Source organism: Fimbriimonas sp. LA-C6 (genome assembly GCF_055398105.1).
Genome location: NZ_AP038796.1, coordinates 3,377,278 through 3,399,826 on the forward strand (window position 1 = coordinate 3,377,278; position 22,549 = coordinate 3,399,826).

Below are 22,549 nucleotides of genomic sequence, written 5' to 3' on the forward strand. Positions count from 1 at the left end.
GGACCAGTATGGGTTCTTGCTTCAACCTTATTATCTTTGACGTCAAAAGAGTCTCAGGGTTTCTCGATTTTTGCTTCTTTTCGAAGTCGGACGAGAACCTGACCTCTTTGTCCAGCGATATATCGGCTTCTTAGTTCAGCGATATCGTTGGCGCTTCCTGCTTTGCCCTGGATGTTGACTTTGAAGATTTGAATACCTACTGGGGTCTGAACGGGCTTGGAGAATTCGAAAGCTTTGAGGTTCTTCAGTTCATCTGCGGCGACCTTGGGGAACTGATCGTAGGTGACCCAGCCGATCATGCCTTTGGAGTCGATGATGTTCTGTTCGGTTTCGTTGAGACGAAGCACCTTTTCCCAACTGTCGCCTTTTTTGAGCTGAGCATAGGCTGTCTCTGCGCGTTTGAGGGCTGCGGAAACGTCTGCGGCTGCAGCGCTCTTGATGCGGAAGGTGATTGCCGAGATGTTGATGAAGTTGGCCGGTGCGAAGTCCATCTCAAGGATCTTGTCGACGAGAAGCTGCTCGCGCATACCCATTCGGACTCGACCCATGGAGACCCCTTGCTCCTTGAGGGTGTCTTCAAGGGTTTTGTCTTTCGGAAGGGTGGCTTTGAATGCATCCAGTCGAGTCTTGGTAAAGGCGTCGAGCTCTTGGTCGGTGATCTTGACGTTCTTCTTGGCAGCTTCTGCTTCGATGAGCTTGGCGTCGATCAGGTCCCGTGTGACTTCGGCGGCCTTCCAATCCCAGAGATAGGGCTCGATTTCGGAGGCCTTGATGGGTACGCCGTTGACAATTGCTAAGACCTTGTCTGGCGCTGGCTTTTGCGGGGCAGCGAGTCCTGGCCCCTGAAGGGCGATGGTGATCGAAAGGAAAACGGACGTCAAAGACATGGTCTTATTTTGACGTCCGTTAGTGGGTGAAGTTCTCGCGAAACTTCAGATTATCTCGGTACGACCTGGGCGCTTAGGAGACCATCCAGCACTTGGTCAACCGTCAAGCCCTCAATTTCTGCTTCGGGGCGGAGGAGAACACGGTGGCGGAGAACTGGCAAGGCGAGCTCTTTGACGTCGTCTGGAATGACGAAGTCTCGTCCTCGGAGCGCCGAGATGGCTTTGGCGCAGTTGAGGAGTGCAATGCCTGCGCGGGGAGATGCGCCGACGGCGATATCCTGCGCTGAGCGGGTGGAGCGGACGATCTCCATGATGTAGTCGAACACCTTGTCCTCAACCGTCTGATTTTGGACTTCCTGCTGCATCTCTTTGAGGCCCTCGAGGGTGACCACCGGTTGGATGCCTGCTTCATCGAGGTCTTGAGGTCGGAAGCCGCCGTGGTGACGCTTCAGAACGTTTCGTTCCGCATCTGCTGCTGGGTAATCGACGATAACTTTGAGGAGGAAACGGTCTTGCTGGGCCTCAGGAAGCGGATAAGTACCCTCGAAATCAATTGGGTTTTGGGTAGCAAACACCAGGAAGGGTGGTGGGAGCAGATGTGGCTCGCCGTCAATCGTCACGTGCCGCTCTTCCATCGCTTCCAGCAGTGCGGCCTGGGTTTTGGGCGGCGTTCGGTTGATTTCGTCTGCGAGCAGGACGTTGACGAACACGGGGCCCTTGCGGAGCTTGAACTCGCCAGATCGAGGATCGAAGACGTTGGTTCCGATGACGTCGCTTGGCATTAGGTCCGGGGTGAACTGGACACGCCCGTATTGCAGATCCATTGTTTTGGAAAGGGATCGCACGAGGAGGGTTTTGGCGACTCCGGGCACACCTTCTAGGAGGACGTGACCGTTTGCGAGAATCGCAACGAGGGCCTGCTCTAGCGTTTTTTCCTGACCCGAGATGGCTTTGGAAACTTCAGCTCGAATGGACTGCGAAATCGAAGCGACGCTCATGAACGCTGAGGTTACCATTGACAGGGTTGTGATTTGTATTGGAACGTTGTGCTGGTGAGGCTAGTTTCTCAGTCTGGCCAAACGAATAACTGCCACCTTCCATCTTTTAGTCCGTAAACGAGCGAAGTTGGGGTGAAGACTTGTAAGCTACGGGTGTTAACTTCATGCTGCAAGTAACGAACCTTAGCAAAGAATACAAGCGCCATCGCGCTGTGGACGATCTCAGTTTTACGATCAACCCCGGTGAAATCGTGGGACTCCTCGGGCCGAACGGAGCCGGAAAGACGACAGCTTTTCGGTGCATTGCGGGCATCCTACGACAGACGGGCGGGCAGGTCCTGATCAATGGTTTTGACAACATCCGTGATCAGGCAAAAGCCAAGGCTGGCCTTGCGTTCGTGCCAGAAGTTCCATCCCTCTATGAGCTTCTCACCGTGGACGAGCATCTCAAATTTGTGGCGATGTGCTTTGACACGCCACACATCTATGAGGCCAAGCGCGTTGAGCTACTGGAAAGGTACGACCTGCTGGAGAAGAAGGACGAACTGGTTGCGACCCTCAGCAAGGGCATGCGGCAGAAGCTCTCCGTAGCCTGCGCGCTGGTTCACAACGCGAACGTGATGCTGTTCGATGAGCCGCTGATCGGCATTGATCCCGAAGGGGCCAAGGAGCTGAAGAACGAGATTCTAAGGGCTCGTGGGGAAGGGGCTTCCATCTTTATTAGCACCCACCTTCTGGATACAGCTGAGAAACTGTGTGACCGAGTGATTATCCTCCGGCGAGGAAAAAAGATCGCAGAAGGCACCTTGGCCGAGCTACAGCAGATGAGCGGCCAAGAGGGCGAGAGCCTCGAAAATGTGTTCCTAAAGCTGACGGCAGAGTAATGAACGCACTCCTCTTTCTGTTTGTTCGAAGTTTTTACAACGGCGTGAAGCGCGCGCTGACCAACGTGCGGCGGCTCATCAGTCTGGTCGTGTTTGTGGCCTATTATGTGTTCGCGTTCATTCGTCCGTTTGAAGGGCGTCAGCGGGCGCCAATGCCGAGCGACTTTCCAGTCCAGCGAATGAATCTGCCTGGACAGGGCACTTTGGACGCCGTGGTATTTGGATTGTTGGCAGTGGTCTCAATTATGCTCATGTCGGGTGTGTTGAGCTACCGTGGGTCCTTCAAACCCGCCGATGTGGATGTCCTTTTTCCAACACCGATCAACCCCAAGATGGTTTTGGTTTTCCGGATCTTTCGGGACTACTGTGTGACGCTTTTGGCACCACTGATGTTTGCAATCATTGGATGGCGGGGCACTACAGCTGGGGTTCAGTTGTTCTTTGCGAACTTCCCCGAGACCGGGCAGTATGCGGCGAACGCCATTAAAGTCGCTTATCTTTTGATGACCCTTGCTTGGGTGCTTCTCGGTTATGCGGCTAGTTTGTTTGTCAACCGAAGCGATCTCAAGAGTGACCGAAACCGGCTCTACATCATTGGAACCCTCCTGAGCATGATGTTAGTTGTGGCGGTCTACTCGGCGATTCGACTCCGAGAAGCTCCGACGCTCGTGACTTTGGAGTCTATTCTCCACAGCGGGCTCGTCCGTGCCGTCTTCTTGCCGGCAACTGCAGCGACCGCCTTTGTGATGGGTCCACTCTCAGGGAATTGGATCTACTCGATTCTTGGCGGGTTGGGTCTGTTCACCATGATTGGCGTTTCTTTGAAAGTGGCAATGAGCCAGGCAGACTGGATGTACGACCAGGCTGCCGCCCGTGGGTTCGACAGTGTGAACCTACGAGATCTTCAGAGGCGTGGCGATACCTATGGGATTCTTGCCGAACGCGCTCGGAAAGGGAAACTGAAGGCTGGCAAGCTCTCCCGCACCATCTCCTCTTGGAAGTTCAAGGGTGCATCCAGTTTGATTTATAAGGAGCTCTTGCTTCAGGCTCGGGGCAGCTTGACCATCTACTTAATGATGGGAGCTTTCCTGTGTAGCATGATTGCTGCGTTGCTGTACTCGACTCACGATTTACCTGAGGAAAACAGCGGGGGAATCATTCTCATTAGCCTCCAAGGATTTGTTCTTTTCACGCTTTGTACGTCGAGCGCGCAGAGCGGGTTTATTGAGTTGCTTCGTCGGGTCGACTTCCAAAAGCCGTTACCGTTCTCGCCGACGGCAACCGTTTTGTGGGAGGTTGTCGCGAAGGCGGTTTTGCCGACCTTAGTAGGAGCTGCCGGTTCGCTTACGGCCGTGGTTCTTAAGCCATCTTTGTGGAACTTTGCGTTGGCGAGTCTGATTCTGATTCCGTTCCTCGCCGTGGTCATCACGGCGGTGGTCTTGCTGGTGGTCGTGCTGTTTCCGGACCTCGACGACCCAACTCAGCGTGGTTTTCGCGGCCTGATGACCCTCTTAGGGATCGCAATCTTTGGTGGACCGATCGTGGTGGCATTTGTGGTGCCCGTCGCGATGGGGAACTGGAATCCGCTGACGGCGACTCTGCCTGCGGTGGCAATCGCGAGCGGCATCTGTCTGATCATCTCTACCCTGACAGGCAACTTATACGCCGGCTTTAACCCGAACGAATAGGTGTTTTGTCGCGGATTTGCAAGCGTCTTCAGTAGTTACCGGGAATGTTGTGGCTGGTGGCAGCCCGTTTGGGATGTCTTGGACGGGATGGGGAGCGTTCCTTTAGGTTTGGTTACCAGGACTGCGTCCTTCGCTCTGACGGAGCGCCCCGTTCGGGGCTGGGGGAGTTGAGGAAGGGACGGTTAGGGTTTTGCGTATGCCGGGCTTTCAGCCCTCGATTCCTTGGTGAGGCTTTCCCCAGGGCTTACGCCGCTGGGCTGAGGGTATGCCGGTCTTTCAGACCTCTCGGAGGGGTTGGGTTTCGTTGAGGGTTGGTGGCTTCTGGCACCCTTTCGGGGTGCGGTTTTTGGTGGGAGCTATCGGTGGGTCTTCGACGCCACCGCTACTTTCTGGTATCCCATTCGGGATGCTTCGGACGGGGATGGGAGCGTGCTTATAGCACTTGGGGTTGGTGATGGGCTGGTTACCAGGACTGCGCGTTCGCTTGTCCTTCGCTCTGACGGAGCGCCCCATTCGGGGCTGAGAGGGAGAGTGGTTCAGTTTAGGAGATGCCTGGTTTGCGTTTGGATTGGAAATGGCATGGTGTTTGGTAGGTTTTGCCCCCTCACTCCGGCTCTCTCCCCCAAGTTCCGGAGAACTTGGGGGAGAGAGGGTTGCCGGGATGGGTTTGAGCTTCATCTATATTTTTGAGAGTTGCGTTGTCTAGCTTTTCGTTTAGGAAGGTTCGTATCTGCTGATGTTCATCGCTATTTAGAGCTTGGGTTTGAGTTTGGTGGGGTGTTTTAAAACCAAAGCAGGGGTGTTTTTCGTCTTTTGGGTGGGAGCGGTACACTTTTTGCGGCTAGCTCTTGTTAGTTTCGCGAACCTTTCTTCCTTGGTGGATGTTTGGTCTCGTAGGCAGTCATGAAAAAGATTCGCAGCTCTACTAAGATATGCATTGGATTTGCACTCATTACAGGTGGTGGTTATTTTGCTTATGGCAAGATCACCGACGCTATGATCATGGGGGAGACGTTTCCTCTTATCACTCCTGGGAAGGTTAATTTTGTTGGAGTGAACCTTGGGAGTGACTTCCGGATCATTGTGGCCAACGACATTGCTCAGCTTGTTGAGACTCAGGGTGGGTTTGGTGCTAAGGAGTCTAGTGGCGGTGGTGCGACGGATGGTGCCATTAAGCGGCGCATTCCAATGAAGGAGCTTTTGGAGACTTTGAAGGGTGATTCCAAGGCTCTTGGCGAGTTTGTGATGCGGCTGAACGGGATGCAGGAGAATGACAACTGGCCACCCGAGCGCGTTTATTGGAAGAAGGCTGAGATTCAGAAGGCGATTGCTGGAGATCCGGTGCTTTTGAAGAAGCTTGAGGATGATCTCAACATGAAGCTTGATGGGACTCCTTATCGGACTCTCAATGTGAAGTCTCTTGAGGACGGCATTATTATCGTTTCACCTGTGACGATTCAGGTGAATATCAACGGGAAGGTGACTCCGGTGACGGGTGAGGTGATGGAGCCTTATAAGCCTGCGATGATTAAGAAGGTTGAGGCGTCTTACGCGGACAATGCGAACGTGAATAACACGATTCGATCGGGTTACTACGCGACTGAGGCTCAGGCGGTGTTTAAGAACCCGAAACTGCGTGAGAATATTAAGGCTTCGCTTGAGAGTGCTATCTCGGAGAAGACCGCGAAGAATCGGACGGTTGCTCCTGAGAGGATTTTGAAGAGTGCTACGATTGTGGTGAACGAGAACTTCATTACGAATGCGAGCTACCGCAGCTTCACGACCAATGATGGAAAGAAGCTCAACAATTTGACGATATCGCTTAATGACGAAGGGCGTAAGCGTCTTTGGCAGTACAGTAAGAAGCGAATTGGTGATCAGTTGCTCATCGTTGCGGATGGAATTGCTATTGGAGCACCTCACATTCAGCATGCTCTTTCACAGGGTGAAGTTACTATTGGGCCGTTGCCTGATGAGACTCTTGTGAAAGATATGGTGGATAAAATTAAAGCGAATTCGAAGTAAGGCAAATAATCCATGACATTGAAAACCCGTTCATTCCTTCTGCTCATCCCCGCTGCTCTCTTAGCTGGGTGCAACAGCAACCAGGGTTATGTGCCCAAGCCTGTGGCTGAGATTGAGCCTCTTAAGATGAGCGCCATTGACGAGACAAAGATTATCCCTTTGAGTGAGGGGAGTCAGTGGACTTACTCGGTTGAGAGTTCTGAGGTTGTGAACGGCAAGAAGTCGGGGCCTCCTGATCGGTTGGTGGTTTATCGGGTTGCGAAGCGAGTTGAGGACAACGCGGGTGGGAAGATTCATGCTCAGTTGGAGATGACGAGTGACAACACGGTCATTGAGCGGCAGAACTGGTACATCACGAAGGACGGGTTCTTCCAGGCTTCTGCGGGTGTGAATGCGGTTCCTTTTGTGCCTGCGCAGCCGGTTGCTCAGTTTCCTTTGAAACCGGGTTCGACCTTTAAGTGGTCCGGGGCTGGTATGTGTCCTGATGGGAATCCTGGGACGAGCAAGATGACGTTTACTGTGGGTGAGCCTCAGAACGTGGACACGGAGATGGGAACTATTTCTGCGATTCCCATCGAAAGTAAGTTTAGCTACAGCGCTCAATCTGCGGTGGATGGGCCTACGAAAGGTGACGGGACGAGCACGACTTGGTTTAAGCCTGGCCTTGGGATCATCCGGTTCAAACAACAGTTTTCTTATGGAACCAAGAAGGCCAACAAAGTTTGTGAGTTGGTTATTCGTCTGAAGAACTACGCACTGAAGCAATCATGAAAAAGCACCTGCTAGCCCTCATCGTCGGAGCGACCGCATTTTCCGTTTTTGGATGCAGTGGTGGGAAAGAAACCACGACTGAATCTGTCAAGCCTGCCACGACATCGGATAAGAAACCGGCGGATAGTTCGACTAAGCCGACTGATGTGAAGCCATCGGATACGAAGGTGGTGGATAAGGATCCGGCTGCTACTCCGACGGAGCCTGTTAAGGAGGAGCCTAAGCCGGTTGCTTCTACTAAGAAGATCCCAGCGGACATTAGGAACGATGCTTACGAGTATTACGGTTTGTCGAACGGGAAGGATGTGAATGTTGAGCTGAGTGATGGGTCGTCGGCACCTCGGAAGGGTGTTCGGTCGATTACTTTGACGGATGTTAAGGATGGCCGGGCGATCTACGTGATCTCTTACTCGGGTGCTCTTGCGAACCAAGGGAAGACTACGGTTGCTCTTGGGCCGAAGGGGATTTCGGTGTTGGAATCGACCATGGGCAAGATGAAGACGGAAGGTTTGGAACTCCCCGCGAAACTGTCCGTAGGAACGACTTGGAAGGACAGTACGAACCTTGAAGGTCCTGCTGGCAAGATTCAGATTGATAATCAGTCCAAGGTGATTGGGCGAGAGAAAGTGACGACCGCGCTTGGCACTTATGATGCTTTGGTTGTCGAGAGCAAGGGAGTTGGGACCATTCAGGGCAAGACTGCCAAGATTGAAGGGAAGATTTGGATGGCTAAGGGAGTGGGACAGGTGAAGCAAGTGATCTCGATTGAAGTTCAGGGCATGCCTAAGCAAACCACTACTGTGGTCGAGGCCAAGTAATGTTGCTCCTTGCCGCTGCTGTTTTGGGTCTTCGGACAGAGACGTTTAATGCGAGCGATTTCTTTCCGTTGGTTCCCGGGACTAAGCTGACCTATAAACAGCGCGCCAAGGGCGAGTCCATTTCTATTGACGTGGTGCAGCAGCCGGTTGTGATTGGGGATGTTACTGCGACGGGCGTGTTTACGTACCGCGATGGGCAGTTGATTACCAAGACTTACTACACGGTGTCGAAGGATGCGGTGGAGATTGTTGCTTACGACGCCAAGAAGCCGCTTAATAACCCTATTCCGTTGTACAAGTTCAACGGGAAAGTGACAAGTTGGAAGTTTGACGAGACTCCGGCCTCTGGAAAAGAGCTGTACTCACATGTATATACCGAGGGTACGGCAACTCTTAAGGGCGAACAGGAAGTATTAAAGCAGCGGGTTCCAATTCTGGAGATCAAGGTGAATGCGATTATTGGCGGGGACAACGGTTCGGCTGAGATCATTACGCAGACATCTCGTTTCGGAAAGGGGATCGGTTTAATCTCGACGTCTTCTGACTTTAAGGTGGGGAGGATTAAGGATCATGTGGATCTTAAGCTCCTACAGGTTGAGCAGACAAAGGAAAAGTAGTGAACCTGAGTCGTCTGTTAGCGCTTTCATTTGTTCTCGTTTGTGGTTGCAAGAGCAACAGTGGGCTTAGCGCGACGCGCTGGGAGTCGATTGAGTCGGTTGCTCCTGAGAAAGCGGTTAGCGAGAAGGCGAAGCTTGTGCTTGCGGGCACCAAGTATGAGGTGAAGCTGCGCTCGACTCGTTCTGGTGAAGCGTTGACTCTGGAGTTGCTGGGTCACAACGAGGTGTTTGAGAAGGAGCAGTACAAGGTTACGGCTCATGAGTTCCAGTTGGTTGAGGCGGCTGAGGAGGATTATTCTCCGCCGATCGACATTTTGAAGTTTCCGATGACCGTTGGTCAGACTTGGAACTGGACTGGGAAGATGGTGACGGGTGGGATTCCACGCAATGCGAACGCAGTTATTACGACAGTTTCGGAAAAGTTGTACACCGGGCCTATCGCAAGAAATACAATAAAAGTTACGGTCAACATTGCTCTTACCGTGAGTTCGAATATGAAACCAGTGCCGCGGCAGTTGGTTTTTTGGTTTGAACCCAAAGTTGGACTCATTAAGCGGCAGTTTGGTCCGGCATCCGTTCGCGAACCGGTCTATCCAACCGATGGCTAGCATAACTCGACCCACAGGCTTTACCACTGCCGCCAGTAACCTTAAGATTCAGCGAGTCGATTGGGGGCTGGTTTCATCCTCGGCGGTTCTATTGCTGTTTGGGTTGATGTCTTTGCTCTCGCAGAGCGGCGGGCTATCTGGGGCGAACTTCAAGAGACAACTTATTTTTCTTGTGGTTGGCTTTGTGCCTTTGACGATTTTCACGGTGGTTCACCCTAAGGTTTGGCGTCGGTTTTCGGGCGCGCTTTATGTGTTGAGCAACATCTTTTTGGTGGCTGTGCTCTTTATGGGAAGCCACAAGAAGGGTGCTGGGCGTTGGATTGAGTTGCCTGGTCATATGGGGCAGCTTCAGCCTAGTGAGTTGGCGAAGCTGTTTATTATCATTTCGGTGTCGGCGTATTATGCCAACCGGCAGGACTCGATTCAGAAGCTGTCCACGTTTGTTTTCTCCTTTGTTCAGGTGCTGATTCCCGCGATTTTGATTCGGATGCAGCCTCATATGGGTGGTGCGGCTACGATCTTGGTGATCTGGTTTGCCATCTCGGTTGTTGCGGGCGTTCCGGTGAAGCAGCTTGGTGGGTTTGTGGCTTTGGTGGTTGTTTTGGCGGGAGTCGTGTTGAATGTGCCCGCGCTGAAGTCGAAGGTTTTCAATGACTATCACATCAAGCGTGTGAATGCCATGACCGCCAAGACCGGCGGTGCCATGCTCTCGAAAGCCGAGGCGAAGAAGCTTGAGAAGGCGCAGCAGGACGCGAAGTATCAGGCTTATCGGGCGGAGATTGCGTTTGGTGTCGGTGGGGTTTTGGGGACTGGGTTTATGCGTGGGGAGCAGAAGGCCGCTGGCTTTATCCCTGAGCAAGAGAACGACTTTGTGATCACGGTTTTGGGTGAGGAGGGCGGGCTGGTTGGCTGCACGCTCTTGCTTGTGGCGTATGGGTTCTTCTTTTACCGGGTGTTCCTGGTGATGCTGCACGCTACTGAGCCGTACTTCAAGATGCTTGCTGCGGGCGTGTTTGCCGTGATTGCCTTCCACTGTCTGATCAACATTGCGATGGTGTTGCAGCTGTTGCCTGTTATTGGGCTTTGGCTGCCGTTCCTGAGTTCTGGTGGAACGGCATTGTGGCTTTGCATGTCCTGTGTGGGGCTGCTGCTTGGCGTTCGTCGCCGCGAGAAGCCGATCCTGTTTTAGGCTCTTAGTTCCCGAACCCAAAGAGCAGTTGGGCTACGATGATTTTGAAGATCGTGGCGGCTGGGAAGATCATTGCGTAGCCCATGTTGGGGAGGTCGTTTTTGGTTTGTTCCAGGGCGAAGGCTAGGTTAACGGGTTGGGTTTGGGCTCCTGCGTAGATGCCGAAGAGGGAGTTCATGGGGATCTTTAGGAATTTGTATCCTACGTACATGATGAGGAAGCCCGTGCCGATGGTTAGGCCGAGGCCTGTGAGGAAGATGGGGATGCCTTGGTGTCTGGCTAGGGTGCTGTAGAAGTCGAAGCCTGCTCTTGTGCCGATTCCTGCCGCGAAGAGGAGTAGGCCGAACTGTCTGAGGGTTAGGTTGGCGCTGTAGGGGAGCGTCCAGAGGATGGGGCCGGTGCGGCCTAGTTTCCCGGCGATGAGGGCGACGACGAGTGGGCCGCCTGCGAAGCCTAGGCGGAAGGAGATGCCTCCTGGTAGGGGGATTGGGATGAGGCCGATGGCTAGGCCGATACAGATGCCCAGGCAGAGACTTACGAAATCGACATCGGAGAGGGCTTTGTAGGAGTCGCCGAAGAGATGGGTGATTCTTTCTAGGTTTTCTCTGAGGGTGAGTACTCGGACTCGGTCGCCTAGTTCTAGGATGGTTGCGCCGGAGGGGACGAACTCGGAGTCGCCTCTTCTAACGCGGGTGATGATGGCTCCGTAGCTTCGGGGTAGGTCTAGTTCGGCAATTCTTCGTCCGGCGATTTCTGGTTTGGAGACGAACATTCGGCGGTAGTCGAAGAGGGTTCGGTCGTGGATCATGTTGGACTCGATCTCTTCTCCTAGGCGGTCGATGACGCGTCGGGTTTCGTCGGTGGGGCCAACGACCACGATTTTGTCGTCCAGTTGGAAGGTCATGTCGCTGGTGGAGAGCATGGATGTTTCGCCGCGTTGGACGCGTGCGAAGACGACGGTGACTCCTTCTTCTTTGCCGATCTGCTCGATGGTGAGGCCGACCACTTGGGGGTTGGTGACGAGGATGGTGTGTGGGGCCAGCTTTTGGACGGAGCGTTTGTAGCTTGGGATGGTTTCGGCTTCGGCTTGGAGGTCTACTTTGAAGAACTTCTTCATGATGGCCATCACGACGATGGGGCCGAGGATTCCGACTGGGTAGGCGAGGGCGTAGGCGACTACTGGAGCGGCTAGGTTGAGGTCTCCCTTGGCTTTGAGGCCGTCGATGACACCTGCTAGGCCGCTGGCGTTGGTGAAGCCTCCTGAGTACATGCCTGAGATCTCGGAGGGGCGGAGGCCGAGGGCTTTGCCGATGAAGAGGGCTACGACACCGGCTAGGGCCAGTGCGACGAAGGCTAGGCTTGCTTCTTTGAGGCTGTGGCGGTTGAAGGCTTTGAAGAACCCGGGTGCGCTGCTGAGGCCGATGGTGTAGACGAAGACACAGAGCCCGAAGAGGAACACGATTTCGGGGAGTTTGAGTCTGGGGTCGATGGCACCTATGGCTAGGCCTACGAAGAGGACGGATGCGGTGCCGAGAGTTGCGCCGCCGATTTTGATTCGGCCGAGGGGGTAGCCGATGGAACAGACCACGAAAAGGAGTAGGAGGGGGTTGTCGGCTAATGCACGTATGAGAGGTTCCATGGGAGCAGGCTATCGTTGTACCGAATTGTTGCGGTTCGTTGAGGCTCCGGATTGGGCCTGACCATTTAGGACCTGTGAATTGAGCGAGGTAGCTGTATACTGGGAAGCGATGACCAAGGAGTGGTTGTCAAGGAAGCTTAATCAGGATGAAGGTAAGCACACGCCCAACCTCACAAGCGAAGCGCAAGACTGAGTCTGTCGCGTCGTCCCATCGGGTGCTGGATATTTGCGGCATTTGCGCGCTTGCGCTTGCTGCGATTGTTGTCACGGCGCTCGCTACACGAAATTCAGGACTTATTGGACAGAGTCTGTCCTCCGTGTTGTCGACTGTATTCGGGAAGGGTGCTTGGGCTGTACCTCCTACTCTCGCGATTCTGGGTGTGTGTCTGTTGCGTGGGCGCGGGATTAGTGTGAGCCACTTGGCGTGGGGGCTCGGGCTGATTTTCTTGGCGATGCTGGGCACCTTGGCGACTCCTCTTCATGACGATTTCTTTGACCCGGCTACGGTGTCTGCTTCGGGCGGATACCTTGGGGCGATCGTGGGTTGGGGGCTGGCTACTTGTTTGGGTGTCGGCAAGCCGATCGGTTTGGCTCTGTTCGGTCTGATTGGGTTGGTGCTTACTGTCGATGTGCCGATTCGGACGATGTTGAGCGGTGCGAAGACGAGTGCTTCGGCGCTGAAGACTCGGACCATTGATCGGGAGCGCGCTCCACGTCCTGGTTCTCAGCAGACTCCTGAGGAGCGCATGAAGCCGTTGCGACGGTCTGCTCTGGTTGAGGTTGCTGCGGACGATGTTGAGACAGAGACCTATGATCCTCGTGCGACGGTGACTCCTGCGGCTACGGTCGCGCCGAAGCCCACGAAGAAGGCTCCTATTTTCCGGGAGCCGGAGAAGACTCCCTCTTTGGACATGGATACTCCGGTTCCAAAGGAGGGGTATCAGTTGCCGCCTAACAACCTTCTTGCTGAGGCTGTGTTGCAGCCCAAGCGTTCTCCGGCCGAGATGCAGAAGAACATTGAGACGCTTGAGGGCACGCTGGAGCAGTTTGGAATTGAGGCTTCGGTTGTGGAGGTTGCGACTGGTCCGACCGTTACTCGGTACGAGATTCAGCTTGGGCCTGGTGTTCGGGTTGCTCGGATTACTTCTTTGGCCGACAACATTGCGATGGACATGGCGGCTTCTCAGGTGCGTGTGGAAGCTCCGATTCCGGGCAAGGCGGCGATTGGTGTGGAAGTGCCCAATACGATTGCCTCGATGGTTACGTTGCGGGAGCTTTGCGACGACGTGCAGTTCCGGAACCATCCTTCACGGTTGGTGGTGGCGCTTGGGAAGGACGTGAGCGGCGTCAACAAGTACGCGGACCTCACGAAGATGCCTCACTTGTTGATTGGTGGTGCGACCAACTCAGGTAAGTCGATTGGGTTGGCGACGTTGATCACGAGTTTGTTGATGCGCAATACGCCGAAGGATGTTCGGTTGGTTATGATCGACCCTAAGCGCGTGGAGCTTACGCTGTTTGATCACATTCCACACTTGATGTGTCCGGTTATCAAGGACGTTAAGGAAGCGGCGGGTGTGTTGCGGGCGGTTTGGCGCGAGATGGACCGTCGGTATGACCTGTTTAGCAATGAGGGCGTACGGAACATCGACGGCTGGAATGGAAAGGCGAGTTTTCAGGACCGGATGCCCTACATTGTGGTGATCATCGACGAGTTGGCAGACTTGATGATCCAGTGTGGTGCTGAGGTTGAGACGGTCATTGTCCGTTTGGCTCAGCTTGCCCGTGCGGTGGGTATTCACTTGGTGATTGCTACTCAGCGTCCGAGTGTGGATGTTATTACGGGTCTGATTAAGGCGAACATTCCTTCTCGAATTGCGTTTAGCGTGGCCTCGCACATTGACTCTCGGACGATTTTGGACCAGAAGGGTGCCGAGGCGCTTATTGGTAAGGGCGACATGTTGTATAGCCCGATTGATGCGAACAAGCCGTTGCGTGTGCAGGGCTGTTATGTGAGCGAGAAAGAGATCGACGCGGTTTGTAAGTTCTGGCGAGAGCAGCAGGCGCCGGAGTACGTGCTTAATCCGATTGATGAGGCTGTTCACGACGAGAAGAAAGAGGGCGGCGACTTTGGCAGCGATGTGGATCCGCTGTTTGAGGAAGCGGTTCGTTGGGCTGTGGACCGGAAGCAGGCTTCGACATCGATGTTGCAGCGGAAGTTTTCGATTGGTTTCCAGCGGGCTTCGCGGTTGTTGGACAACATGGAAGAGCGTTCTATTGTGGGACCTCAGAATGGGCCGAGACCTCGGGAAGTGTTGGTGAGTGCGCTTGAGGTTGATGAACTGTTTGGGCAGGGTCCCCGCTACGATGTGGGTCGGACGATTGGCGATGGCCTTGATGAGTAGGTTTTGAGGCCGTCTGCCTGATAAAAACTGAAAACTGGTATTGCATGAGCGCCCGACAAGGCTTATAGTGACCCCCAGGTAGGTGGGTATGGGGAACTCATTGAACGCGTCCAGTTTTGGACTTTTGGCAGGTGGATTCCGGCATTTTTTGTGCCGTTATTTAGGTTCAAAAACTCGTCAAGTTGCTGGCAAGCAATATTGCCGGTCACAAACGGTCCCGCTAGGATTCACAATGGCTTATCAGCAACCAGCGGGGATCAATGTTGGGCACATTCTTTGGGGAGACACCGCCAGATGAGCCGATTGTCCTTCCCATGTCTAGAACGGCGGTCGTGAGGATGTCTAACGACCAGCGCAGCACGGGAGGACAAGCGCTTCCTAGTGCCTGGACCTATGATGTTTTGACTGACGTCACCACTTTTTCAGAACGATTTGCGGAGCTTGTTGGGTTTGAGGCCGATGAACGGATTGGAACCATGGACGACTACTGGGCTTATGTTCATGAGAACGACGTTGATGAGGCGAAGAGTGAGTTTTCGAAGGTTCTACGCGCGGCAGGTTCCTATCCTTATAGCCACCGCGTAACGACACCTGATGGCGAAACACGGTTGATAAAGGGTTCATGGGACGCTGTATCCGGGCCGGCGGGGGTTGTGGTCCGTGTGATGGGCAGCGTGAGTGAGGCCCTGGCTGCTGAGAAAGAGGCTGAGTCTGGCTCCCATGTTTCTGATGACCGGTGGCGGCTGGCGATCGAGTCGAGTGATGAGGGGATTTGGGACCTTGATCCGGCTAGCGGTCGCGTGTGGTTCAGCGAATATTTTTACGAGATGCTCGGGTATTCGGCAGGGGACTTCGATGCGAGCGTTGCGAGTTGGATTGACCTTGTGCATATCGAGGACAAATCGACCTTGCGTCGGACACTTGAGGGTTCTGATCGAATTTCGGTGCAGGTGCGTGTCGCTAGGAAAGAGGGGACATACGCTTGGGTATGGGTTCGGGGTCGGGCCATTTGCGATGAGTCGGGTCGGGTTTCTCGGGTTGTGGGTACGGCTGTCGACGTTTCGGATGCTCATCGAGAAGAGCAGCGGCTGCGTGAAAGTGCTCAGATGCTTCGGGCGGTTGCGGATGGGACTCCAGATGCTCAGCTGATTCTGCGGGTTGCGCGAAACCGGGATGGGATTGCTTCTGACTTTGTGGTGGTTGAGATGAATAGCAGCACTGAGGCGCTGTTGGGCATTCAGCGGGCAGAGGCGGTTGGCAAGTTGTTGGGTCAGGTAGCTCCGGCGACTCGGGCGGATGGGTTCCTTGAGAAATGTATCTCAGTGTTTGAGACTCAGAAGGCTACTGAAGAGAAGATCCACATTGTGATGGGTGGCCTGCGGGAAGTCTGGATGCAGTACCAGCTGGTGCCTCTTGCGGATGGGATTACTATTCGGGCTTCAGATATTACGCAGCGGAAGCGGGCGGAACTGGCTATCCAGAGGAGCGAGCGGTTCCTCCAGCGTATTGCCGAGGCGACGCCGAACTACATCTATCTGTGGGATTTCGATTCGGATCGGATGGTCTATCGGAATCGCGACTTCTTGTTGGATCTGGGTTATACGCAGTCGGTGTTGGACGACATGGGGCAGCAGCCTATTTGGAATCTTCTGCATCCAGAGGATCGCCATACATTGCGGATTCACCTTAAGGACCTCAAGACGACTTCTGAGATCTTCTTGAGGTTGAAGGCTCGGAATGGGCAGTATCGGTGGTTCCACTGCAATCACAGTGTTTTCGAGCGGAACTCTGGTGGGGAGCCGACTCAGGTTTTGGGTGTGGCTCTGGATGTGACTGAGCAGAAGGAGTACGAGTTGGGTGTTGAGCAGCGGATGGATCTGCTTAGCAAGACCACCTCAGAGTTGGAGATTCGTCAGCGAGAGCTTGAAGAGGTGAATGTCCGGCTGAACAGTCTTGCATGGACTGATGGGCTTACCGGGCTGAAGAACCATCGTGCTTTTCAGGAGCGGTTGGGTGAAGAGGTGGATCGGGCTCTGCGTTATGGCTCGAAGTTGTCCCTGGTTTTGGCTGACGTGGATCACTTCAAGCTGTACAACGATCGGTATGGTCACCCGACGGGCGATACGATGCTGAAGGAGTTTGCGCAGGTTCTCTTGCAGACTTCTCGAAGCAGTGATTTTGTGGTTCGGTATGGCGGTGAAGAGTTTGCTTTGATCCTGCCGGAGACGAGTGCTGAAGAGGCTGTGTGTTTGGCTGAACGGATCCGTGTGGCGTTGCGTTTGTCTCAGCTTGGCGAGCAGGGCGTTACAGCGAGTTTTGGCTGTGCGGAATTGAAGCCGGGTCGGGAAGCGAAGTCTCACCTTGTTTCGGAAGCTGATCGGGCTCTTTATGAGTCGAAACATGCGGGGCGAGATCGTGTGACTCAGGCGTCCACTCGCAATTCTTCTTCGAAAGAGTCGTAAGATAGTCCATGCTTGCTGTTTGCAGCTTGGCCATTTTGTTGATGACTACGACTCAATCTGACCTGAGAGCGACCGTTGAGAAGCTCGCTTCCTATCACACGCGCAACACCTCGACCCCTGAACTTGAGCAGGCCGCACATTGGTTGGCGGAGGAGTTTGGGAAGATTCCTGGGATGAAGGTGGAGTTGATGCGGTACCACGTGGCGAAGGGGCCGAGAGTTCCGAAGGATGCGGATGTGGTTCAGGTTGTGGCGACTCTGGAGCCGAATCTTGAGAGGGCTTTGCCGGGTGTGGTTTTGATAGGTGGCCATATGGACACGATCAATCTTCAGGCGGATGTTTATACGGGACGGTCCCCTGGGGCGAATGATGATGCGAGCGGGGTGAGTGTGACCTTGCAGTGCGCTCGTGAGATGGCCAAGCGGAAGCGGGCTCGGAAGATGGTGTTCGTGGCGTTTTCGGGCGAGGAGCAGGGGCTGTTTGGATCGGAGGCGCTTGCGAAGCGGGCGAAGGCTGAGGGATGGGTGATCGATGCGGTTTTGAGCAACGACACTGTTGGATCTAGCAAGAACCTTTTGGGGCAGAGCGATCCGAAGCATGTTCGGGTGTTCAGTGAGGAGTCGGGCAAGCACCAGAGCCGGGAGTTGGCCCGCTGGATGGAGTGGTTGCAGCGGACTGAGGGTCAGCGTGGGTTTGGTGTGAAGCTGGTGTTCCGCAAGGACCGGTTTGGGCGGGGCGGGGACCATACGCCTTTTAACAACTTAGGGTTTACCGCTGTTCGGTTGGTGGAAGTTCATGAGGAGTACAGCCATCAGCACACGGTTGAGGACACTCCTGAGAACATGGATTTTGCGTACCTGGAGCGGGTGTTTAAGTTGAACCTGCTTGCCTTGGATCGGTTGGCAAATGCGGGTGCTGCGCCGACAGTGGTGCGGATTGATCGGAAGCAGGGGCATAGCACGACGGTTACTTGGCACGGGGTGCCTGGGACGGAGTACATCGTGTATTGGCGCGACACTGCGAGCGGGGTTTGGACTCACTTTAAGAAGGTCGGGGCTGTGGATCACGCCACTTTCGATTTGCAAAGTAAAGACGACTGCTTCTTTGCCGTTGGCGCTTTTGGCGGCATTCCGGTAGTTGCAGATTAGCTCTTGGGCTGTGTTCAGCACGTCTTGAATCGTCACGAGATTCGGGAACGTCGATTTAAATGTACTGATTAGCAATAGTTATGACCAAAGAGACGCATCCAAGAAGCTTTGCTCCCTATCCATTTCCAGAACATCCCGAGATCGAAGCTGTTGAACTTACGAATTTTAGACACTTCGTCGAGGAAGTGTCCAAATTTAGCCACGTCCACGGCGTAGCTTGGAGGGGACAAGCTAGCTCTAGTTGGAGAATAACGTCATCTGCATTTCGCGCTGAACAACGTCGAATGCTCTCTTATGATTACGTCATCAAAATGGGTGAAAATTCTAGGCACATCCCTGTCGTTGCACAGGCTGTGGAAGACCGACTAGAAATTGCAAGTCGCCCTATACAAAATGCAATTGAAACGGACCCACATTTGCGTTTACTCTTTAGAGAAGAGATACTTAGCAAAGAAATTTCTGAGAATCGTGAACGGTACAACGAACTGCTATCAGTTGGTCAACATTTCGGCCTATGTACGCCGTTAATTGATGTCTCTTACTCTCCTTATGTGGCCCTGTTTTTCGCAGCCCGTGACGCTCTGTTGGCGGCGAAATCTAGTAATGTCATCCGTCCAAACGGGCGCATTGCTGTGTGGAAGATTCCTTGTAATAAATGGCGTTTCCCAGTAGAACGAGTAGTTGTTCAGGGTAAGGATGCGAAAGAGATCGCCCAGCAGGATCAATGGTCGAAGGTTTTAAATGGTCAAGTGGTTTCAGTACCCGCTCTTAAGATTAGGGTTGAAAATGTATTTCCTCACAGCTACCGCAATGAACGCTTGGTTGCACAACAGGGAAGCTTCGTCAGAGTTACACCTGATCTACCCTTAGATCACGTGCTTTCCGTTCTATATGATGAGCAAGGCAATACTAGCTTTGACGCTGAGCTCAAACTCTACACGTTGCCGGCAGAAGAGGCGCTTAGCTACCTTCTCGATCTTAGGCAGATGAATGTACGGCAGCAGACGCTCTTCCCCGACATTGTTGGGCAAATGGAAGATCTGAACCTATCCCTCGACCATTACGACTATCAAGGGCTTGGAGACCGGCCGTCCCGTGGAAGTATGTTCGATTACTACGGGGATCGACTCTAAACTGATCGATCATGTGACCACGACAGGTCACCGATTAAGAAAAAATTTAGAATAGGTTCAAAGTGGGCTCAATTCGATCAATACTAAGGGTCCATGAATTGGAGGGGTTTGATCGATCGGTACGGCGACAGGATGGAAATTTCCAAATCCGTCTCGCCGGTAACGTTATTCGAAGGGAACACACCTCTCATTCCAGCGCCTCGTCTCGCTGCTGAGATTGCGCCTGGCTGTGAACTGTTCCTTAAATATGAAGGCTTGAATCCGACCGGATCTTTTAAAGATCGCGGTATGACCACTGCCATTACCCAGGCCGTTGCTGACGGCGCTTCGGTGGTGATTTGTGCCTCTACTGGAAACACGGCTGCGAGTGCTGCTGCTTATGCGGCGCGGGCTGGGCTTAAGTGTTTCGTGCTGATTCCGGATGGCAAGATTGCGATGGGGAAATTGGCTGGGGCGCTGGCATATGGCGCAGAGGTCGTCCCGATTGAAGGATCGTTTGACGACGGGCTGCGGATGGTGCGGGAAGTGTCAGAGAAGCTGCCGATTGCTTTGGTCAACTCGGTGAATCCGGCTCGATTGGAAGGTCAGAAGACTGCGGCTTGGGAGGTTTGTGAGCAGTTGGGAGCGTTTCCAGATTGGCTGTGTTTGCCAGTGGGCAACGCGGGCAACATTACTGCTTATTGGAAGGGCTTTACCGAATGCTGTGGTGGGAACTGCACCAAGTTCGGCGCGAGCTGTTCTGGGGCGCAGAAGCGGCCGCAGCTTTTGGGTGCTCAGGCTGCGGGTGCGGCTCCGATTGTTTTGGGCAAGCGTGTGGATCATCCGGATACCAAGGCAACGGCGATTCGCATTGGCAACCCTGCGCGTTGGGATCAGGCTTTGGCGGCTTTGAAGGAGTCGAACGGGCATATCTTGGCAGTGACGGATGAGGAGATTTTTGATGCTTATCATCTGGTGGCGCGGCTTGAGGGTGTGTTCTGCGAGCCTTCGTCGGCTGCGGGGCTTGCTGGGCTGCGGAAGTCTGTGGCGAATGGTTCGATTTCAGTGGAAGGAAAGTGCGTTGTGACGGTGCTTACTGGCCATGGTCTGAAGGACCCGGACTCTGCGGTTGAGGGGCATCAGATTGCTGCGGCGATTCCTTCGACGTTTGAGGCTTTGGCTAAGAGGTTGGGCGCATGATCCGAGTTCGAATTCCTGCAACGACTGCGAATCTGGGCCCCGGTTTTGACTGCATGGGGCTTGCGCTGGACCTTTGGAATACGTTTGAACTGTATCTGAAGGAGGAGCCTGGGGTTGAGGTGGAGACGCTGGGCGAAGGGGCCGGCAAGTTGCCTACCGATGCGAGCAACCTCACGGTTTCCATCATGAACTCCGAGTTGGAGCGGATGGGGCTGCCGGTGCCGAAGGGCGTGCGGATTGTTTGTCACAACACGATTCCTTGCGCGAGTGGGCTTGGGAGCAGTTCGACGGCTACTTTGGCTGGGGTGTTGTTCTCCCAGGCGATTACGCAGGCCAGCAAGGGCGTTGATCCGAGCGAGCTGGATATGGTGGCTGTGCTGGAGCGGTCAGTGGCGATTGAGGGGCATGGCGACAACGTGGCTCCTGCGCTGCTGGGTGGGTTTGTGATTGTGGTGCCGGATGAGAAGGGTGTTCTGACTCAGCGTGTTCCGCATCTGCCGATCAAGACCGTGGTTTGTGTGCCGGAGTACCACTATTTGACGACGACGGCTCGGGCTGCTTTGCCGGATAGCTATTCGAAGTCGGATGCTATTTTCAATATTGGTCGGGCGATGTTGGTTTCCGAGGCATTGCGGTCTGGGGACGACACGTTGCTGGCTCAGGCGATGAACGACCGGATTCACGAGCCTTATCGGCTTCCGGCTATTCCGGGGGCTAGTGCGGCGAAGCAGGCGGCTTTGGAGGCGGGCGCGGTTTGTGTGTGCCTGAGTGGTGCAGGGCCGGGTGTGATTGCGTTTGCTCGTGAGGGGTACGACCGGATTGGGCGCGGGATGAAGACGGCGTTTACTGAGGCCGGTCTGAATGCGCGGTATTGGATCCTGGATGCGACGGCTCGCGGGACTCACGTGGGTCGGTTGCCGGTTTAGGGTCTGGTATTTTCGGGGAGGGCTTGACTTAGAGCGCGCTCGAGTTTCGTATGCTTTAGACCGTTGGAGCGAACAATGAAAACACGAAAGATTGGAAGCAATGTCGTTGGCGAGATCGGTCTGGGCTGCATGGGGATGAGCTGGGCCTATGGCACGCCTGCTGATGAGGAATCGATCAAGGTTCTTGAGCGTTCGCTTGAGCTTGGGGTGAACCACTGGGATACGGCGGACCTTTATGGCGCTGGGGCTAATGAACTGCTCTTGGCGAAGGTTCTGAAGGGGCACCGCGAGAAGGTTTTCCTGGCCACCAAGTTTGGGAATGTGATTGATCGCTCGATCACTTCGCACCAGGATCAGGTGGCGGCGAACGCGCCTTACATTGTGGATGGGACGCCCGAGTATGTGCGGAAGTGTTGTGAGCTGAGCTTGCAGCGGCTGGGTGTGGATCATATTGATCTTTACTATCAGCACCGGGTGGATCCTCGGGTTCCGATTGAAGACACGGTTGGGGCGCTGGCGGAGCTTAAGTGGGAAGGGAAGATCAAGAATATCGGTCTTTCTGAGGCGGGTGCGGAGACGATTCGGCGTGCGCAGGCCGTTGCTCCGATTGCGGCTCTTCAGACGGAGTTTTCGCTTTGGACCCGGGATATTGAGCCGGAGATTTTGCCGACGATTCGTGAGTTGGGGATCTCGTTGGTGGCTTACAGTCCTTTGGGGCGTGGGTTCTTGACGGGTGAGATCCGATCTGCGGATGATTTGATTGAGGGTGATAACCGGAAGGTGCATCCTCGGTTCCAGGAGGAGGCTATTGCCAAGAATCTGGCTCTTGTCGAGCGGGTGAAGGCGATTGCTGAGACGAAGGGTGTGACGACGGCTCAGGTGGCTTTGGCCTGGGTTTTGGCTCAAGGGGAGGATATTGTTCCGATTCCTGGGACGAAGCGGTTGAAGTATTTGGAGCAGAATTGCGCTGCGGCGGATGTTGAGCTTACGGCGGGGGAGATTCGGGAGTTGAGCGATTTTATCCCTGTTGGAGAGCGGTATCCGGCGGGTGCGATGGCGTTTATTGACCGGTGAGGTTTAGGAGCGTTTCGAACTGGCTGCCGTGTGGCTTTTAGAGTTTGATTACCAGGACTGTGTCCTTCGCTCGCACGGAGCGCCCCATTCGGGGCTGG

The 22,549-nt window shown here is 54.3% G+C and carries 19 protein-coding genes; 15 read left to right on the forward strand and 4 right to left on the reverse strand.

Annotated elements, in window-relative coordinates:
• Positions 1 to 53 precede the first annotated feature (53 nt).
• Positions 54 to 887, reverse strand: coding sequence for a peptidylprolyl isomerase (locus ACZ51B_RS15580; RefSeq protein ID WP_464294262.1), 834 nt, complete (start codon positions 885 to 887; stop codon positions 54 to 56).
• A gap of 50 nt (positions 888 to 937) precedes the next feature.
• Entirely contained in the window at positions 938 to 1,903 is a 966-nt protein-coding gene (locus ACZ51B_RS15585; RefSeq protein ID WP_464294263.1) for an AAA family ATPase, read from the reverse strand.
• 146 nt (positions 1,904 to 2,049) lie between these two features.
• On the opposite strand from ACZ51B_RS15585, the gene ACZ51B_RS15590 reads away from it, so the two are divergent.
• Both ACZ51B_RS15590 and ACZ51B_RS15595 read left to right on the forward strand, forming a co-directional pair.
• Positions 2,050 to 2,769, forward strand: coding sequence for an ABC transporter ATP-binding protein (locus tag ACZ51B_RS15590; RefSeq protein WP_464294264.1), 720 nt, complete (start codon positions 2,050 to 2,052; stop codon positions 2,767 to 2,769).
• Positions 2,769 to 4,457: a putative ABC exporter domain-containing protein gene (locus ACZ51B_RS15595; RefSeq protein WP_464294265.1), complete on the forward strand. Its 1,689-nt coding sequence runs from the start codon at positions 2,769 to 2,771 to the stop codon at positions 4,455 to 4,457. Before ACZ51B_RS15590 ends, ACZ51B_RS15595 begins: the two co-directional genes overlap by 1 nt.
• Before the next feature lie 276 nt (positions 4,458 to 4,733).
• Here the strand turns inward: ACZ51B_RS15595 and ACZ51B_RS15600 are convergent, their stop codons facing one another.
• Entirely contained in the window at positions 4,734 to 5,135 is a 402-nt protein-coding gene (locus ACZ51B_RS15600; protein WP_464294266.1) for a hypothetical protein, read from the reverse strand.
• Positions 5,136 to 5,360: 225 nt separating this feature from the next.
• Here ACZ51B_RS15600 and ACZ51B_RS15605 point away from each other — a divergent pair, with 225 nt between their 5' ends.
• From ACZ51B_RS15605 to ACZ51B_RS15630, 6 genes are read left to right on the forward strand one after another with little or no spacing between them, the layout of a single operon-like run.
• Complete coding sequence (locus ACZ51B_RS15605; protein WP_464294267.1) at positions 5,361 to 6,482, forward strand: SecDF P1 head subdomain-containing protein; 1,122 nt, start codon at positions 5,361 to 5,363, stop codon at positions 6,480 to 6,482.
• Positions 6,483 to 6,494: 12 nt separating this feature from the next.
• The gene (locus ACZ51B_RS15610; RefSeq protein WP_464294268.1) at positions 6,495 to 7,253 is read left to right on the forward strand and encodes a hypothetical protein; all 759 of its coding nucleotides are present in this window, start codon (positions 6,495 to 6,497) and stop codon (positions 7,251 to 7,253) included.
• Positions 7,250 to 8,071 carry a TapB family protein gene (locus ACZ51B_RS15615; protein WP_464294269.1) on the forward strand — a complete coding sequence of 274 codons (822 nt, stop codon included), beginning with the start codon at positions 7,250 to 7,252 and terminating at the stop codon, positions 8,069 to 8,071. The genes ACZ51B_RS15610 and ACZ51B_RS15615 overlap by 4 nt, the downstream gene beginning before the upstream one ends.
• Entirely contained in the window at positions 8,071 to 8,688 is a 618-nt protein-coding gene (locus ACZ51B_RS15620) for a hypothetical protein (RefSeq protein WP_464294270.1), read from the forward strand. The genes ACZ51B_RS15615 and ACZ51B_RS15620 overlap by 1 nt, the downstream gene beginning before the upstream one ends.
• A complete protein-coding gene (locus ACZ51B_RS15625) occupies positions 8,688 to 9,296 on the forward strand; it encodes a hypothetical protein (protein ID WP_464294271.1) in 609 nt (202 codons plus the stop codon). Before ACZ51B_RS15620 ends, ACZ51B_RS15625 begins: the two co-directional genes overlap by 1 nt.
• The gene (locus tag ACZ51B_RS15630) at positions 9,289 to 10,485 is read left to right on the forward strand and encodes an FtsW/RodA/SpoVE family cell cycle protein (protein ID WP_464294272.1); all 1,197 of its coding nucleotides are present in this window, start codon (positions 9,289 to 9,291) and stop codon (positions 10,483 to 10,485) included. The genes ACZ51B_RS15625 and ACZ51B_RS15630 overlap by 8 nt, the downstream gene beginning before the upstream one ends.
• Positions 10,486 to 10,489: 4 nt before the next feature.
• Here ACZ51B_RS15630 and ACZ51B_RS15635 read toward each other — a convergent pair whose 3' ends face one another.
• Positions 10,490 to 12,124 carry an aspartate:alanine exchanger family transporter gene (locus ACZ51B_RS15635; RefSeq protein WP_464294273.1) on the reverse strand — a complete coding sequence of 545 codons (1,635 nt, stop codon included), beginning with the start codon at positions 12,122 to 12,124 and terminating at the stop codon, positions 10,490 to 10,492.
• A 146-nt stretch (positions 12,125 to 12,270) separates the two neighbouring features.
• On the opposite strand from ACZ51B_RS15635, the gene ACZ51B_RS15640 reads away from it, so the two are divergent.
• From ACZ51B_RS15640 to ACZ51B_RS15670, 7 genes are all read left to right on the forward strand, one after another.
• Entirely contained in the window at positions 12,271 to 14,529 is a 2,259-nt protein-coding gene (locus tag ACZ51B_RS15640) for an FtsK/SpoIIIE family DNA translocase (RefSeq protein ID WP_464294274.1), read from the forward strand.
• A gap of 314 nt (positions 14,530 to 14,843) precedes the next feature.
• Positions 14,844 to 16,991, forward strand: coding sequence for a diguanylate cyclase (locus tag ACZ51B_RS15645; protein ID WP_464294275.1), 2,148 nt, complete (start codon positions 14,844 to 14,846; stop codon positions 16,989 to 16,991).
• Between the two features lie 8 nt (positions 16,992 to 16,999).
• Positions 17,000 to 18,139, forward strand: coding sequence for a M20/M25/M40 family metallo-hydrolase (locus ACZ51B_RS15650; protein ID WP_464294276.1), 1,140 nt, complete (start codon positions 17,000 to 17,002; stop codon positions 18,137 to 18,139).
• An 80-nt stretch (positions 18,140 to 18,219) separates the two neighbouring features.
• Entirely contained in the window at positions 18,220 to 19,272 is a 1,053-nt protein-coding gene (locus ACZ51B_RS15655) for an FRG domain-containing protein (protein WP_464294277.1), read from the forward strand.
• A 93-nt stretch (positions 19,273 to 19,365) separates the two neighbouring features.
• A complete protein-coding gene (gene thrC, locus ACZ51B_RS15660) occupies positions 19,366 to 20,451 on the forward strand; it encodes a threonine synthase (RefSeq protein ID WP_464294278.1) in 1,086 nt (361 codons plus the stop codon).
• Positions 20,448 to 21,377 carry a homoserine kinase gene (thrB, locus tag ACZ51B_RS15665; protein WP_464294279.1) on the forward strand — a complete coding sequence of 310 codons (930 nt, stop codon included), beginning with the start codon at positions 20,448 to 20,450 and terminating at the stop codon, positions 21,375 to 21,377. Before thrC ends, thrB begins: the two co-directional genes overlap by 4 nt.
• Positions 21,378 to 21,452: 75 nt before the next feature.
• Positions 21,453 to 22,451, forward strand: a complete 999-nt coding sequence (locus ACZ51B_RS15670; RefSeq protein WP_464294280.1) for an aldo/keto reductase — start codon at positions 21,453 to 21,455, stop codon at positions 22,449 to 22,451.
• Positions 22,452 to 22,549 lie beyond the last annotated feature (98 nt).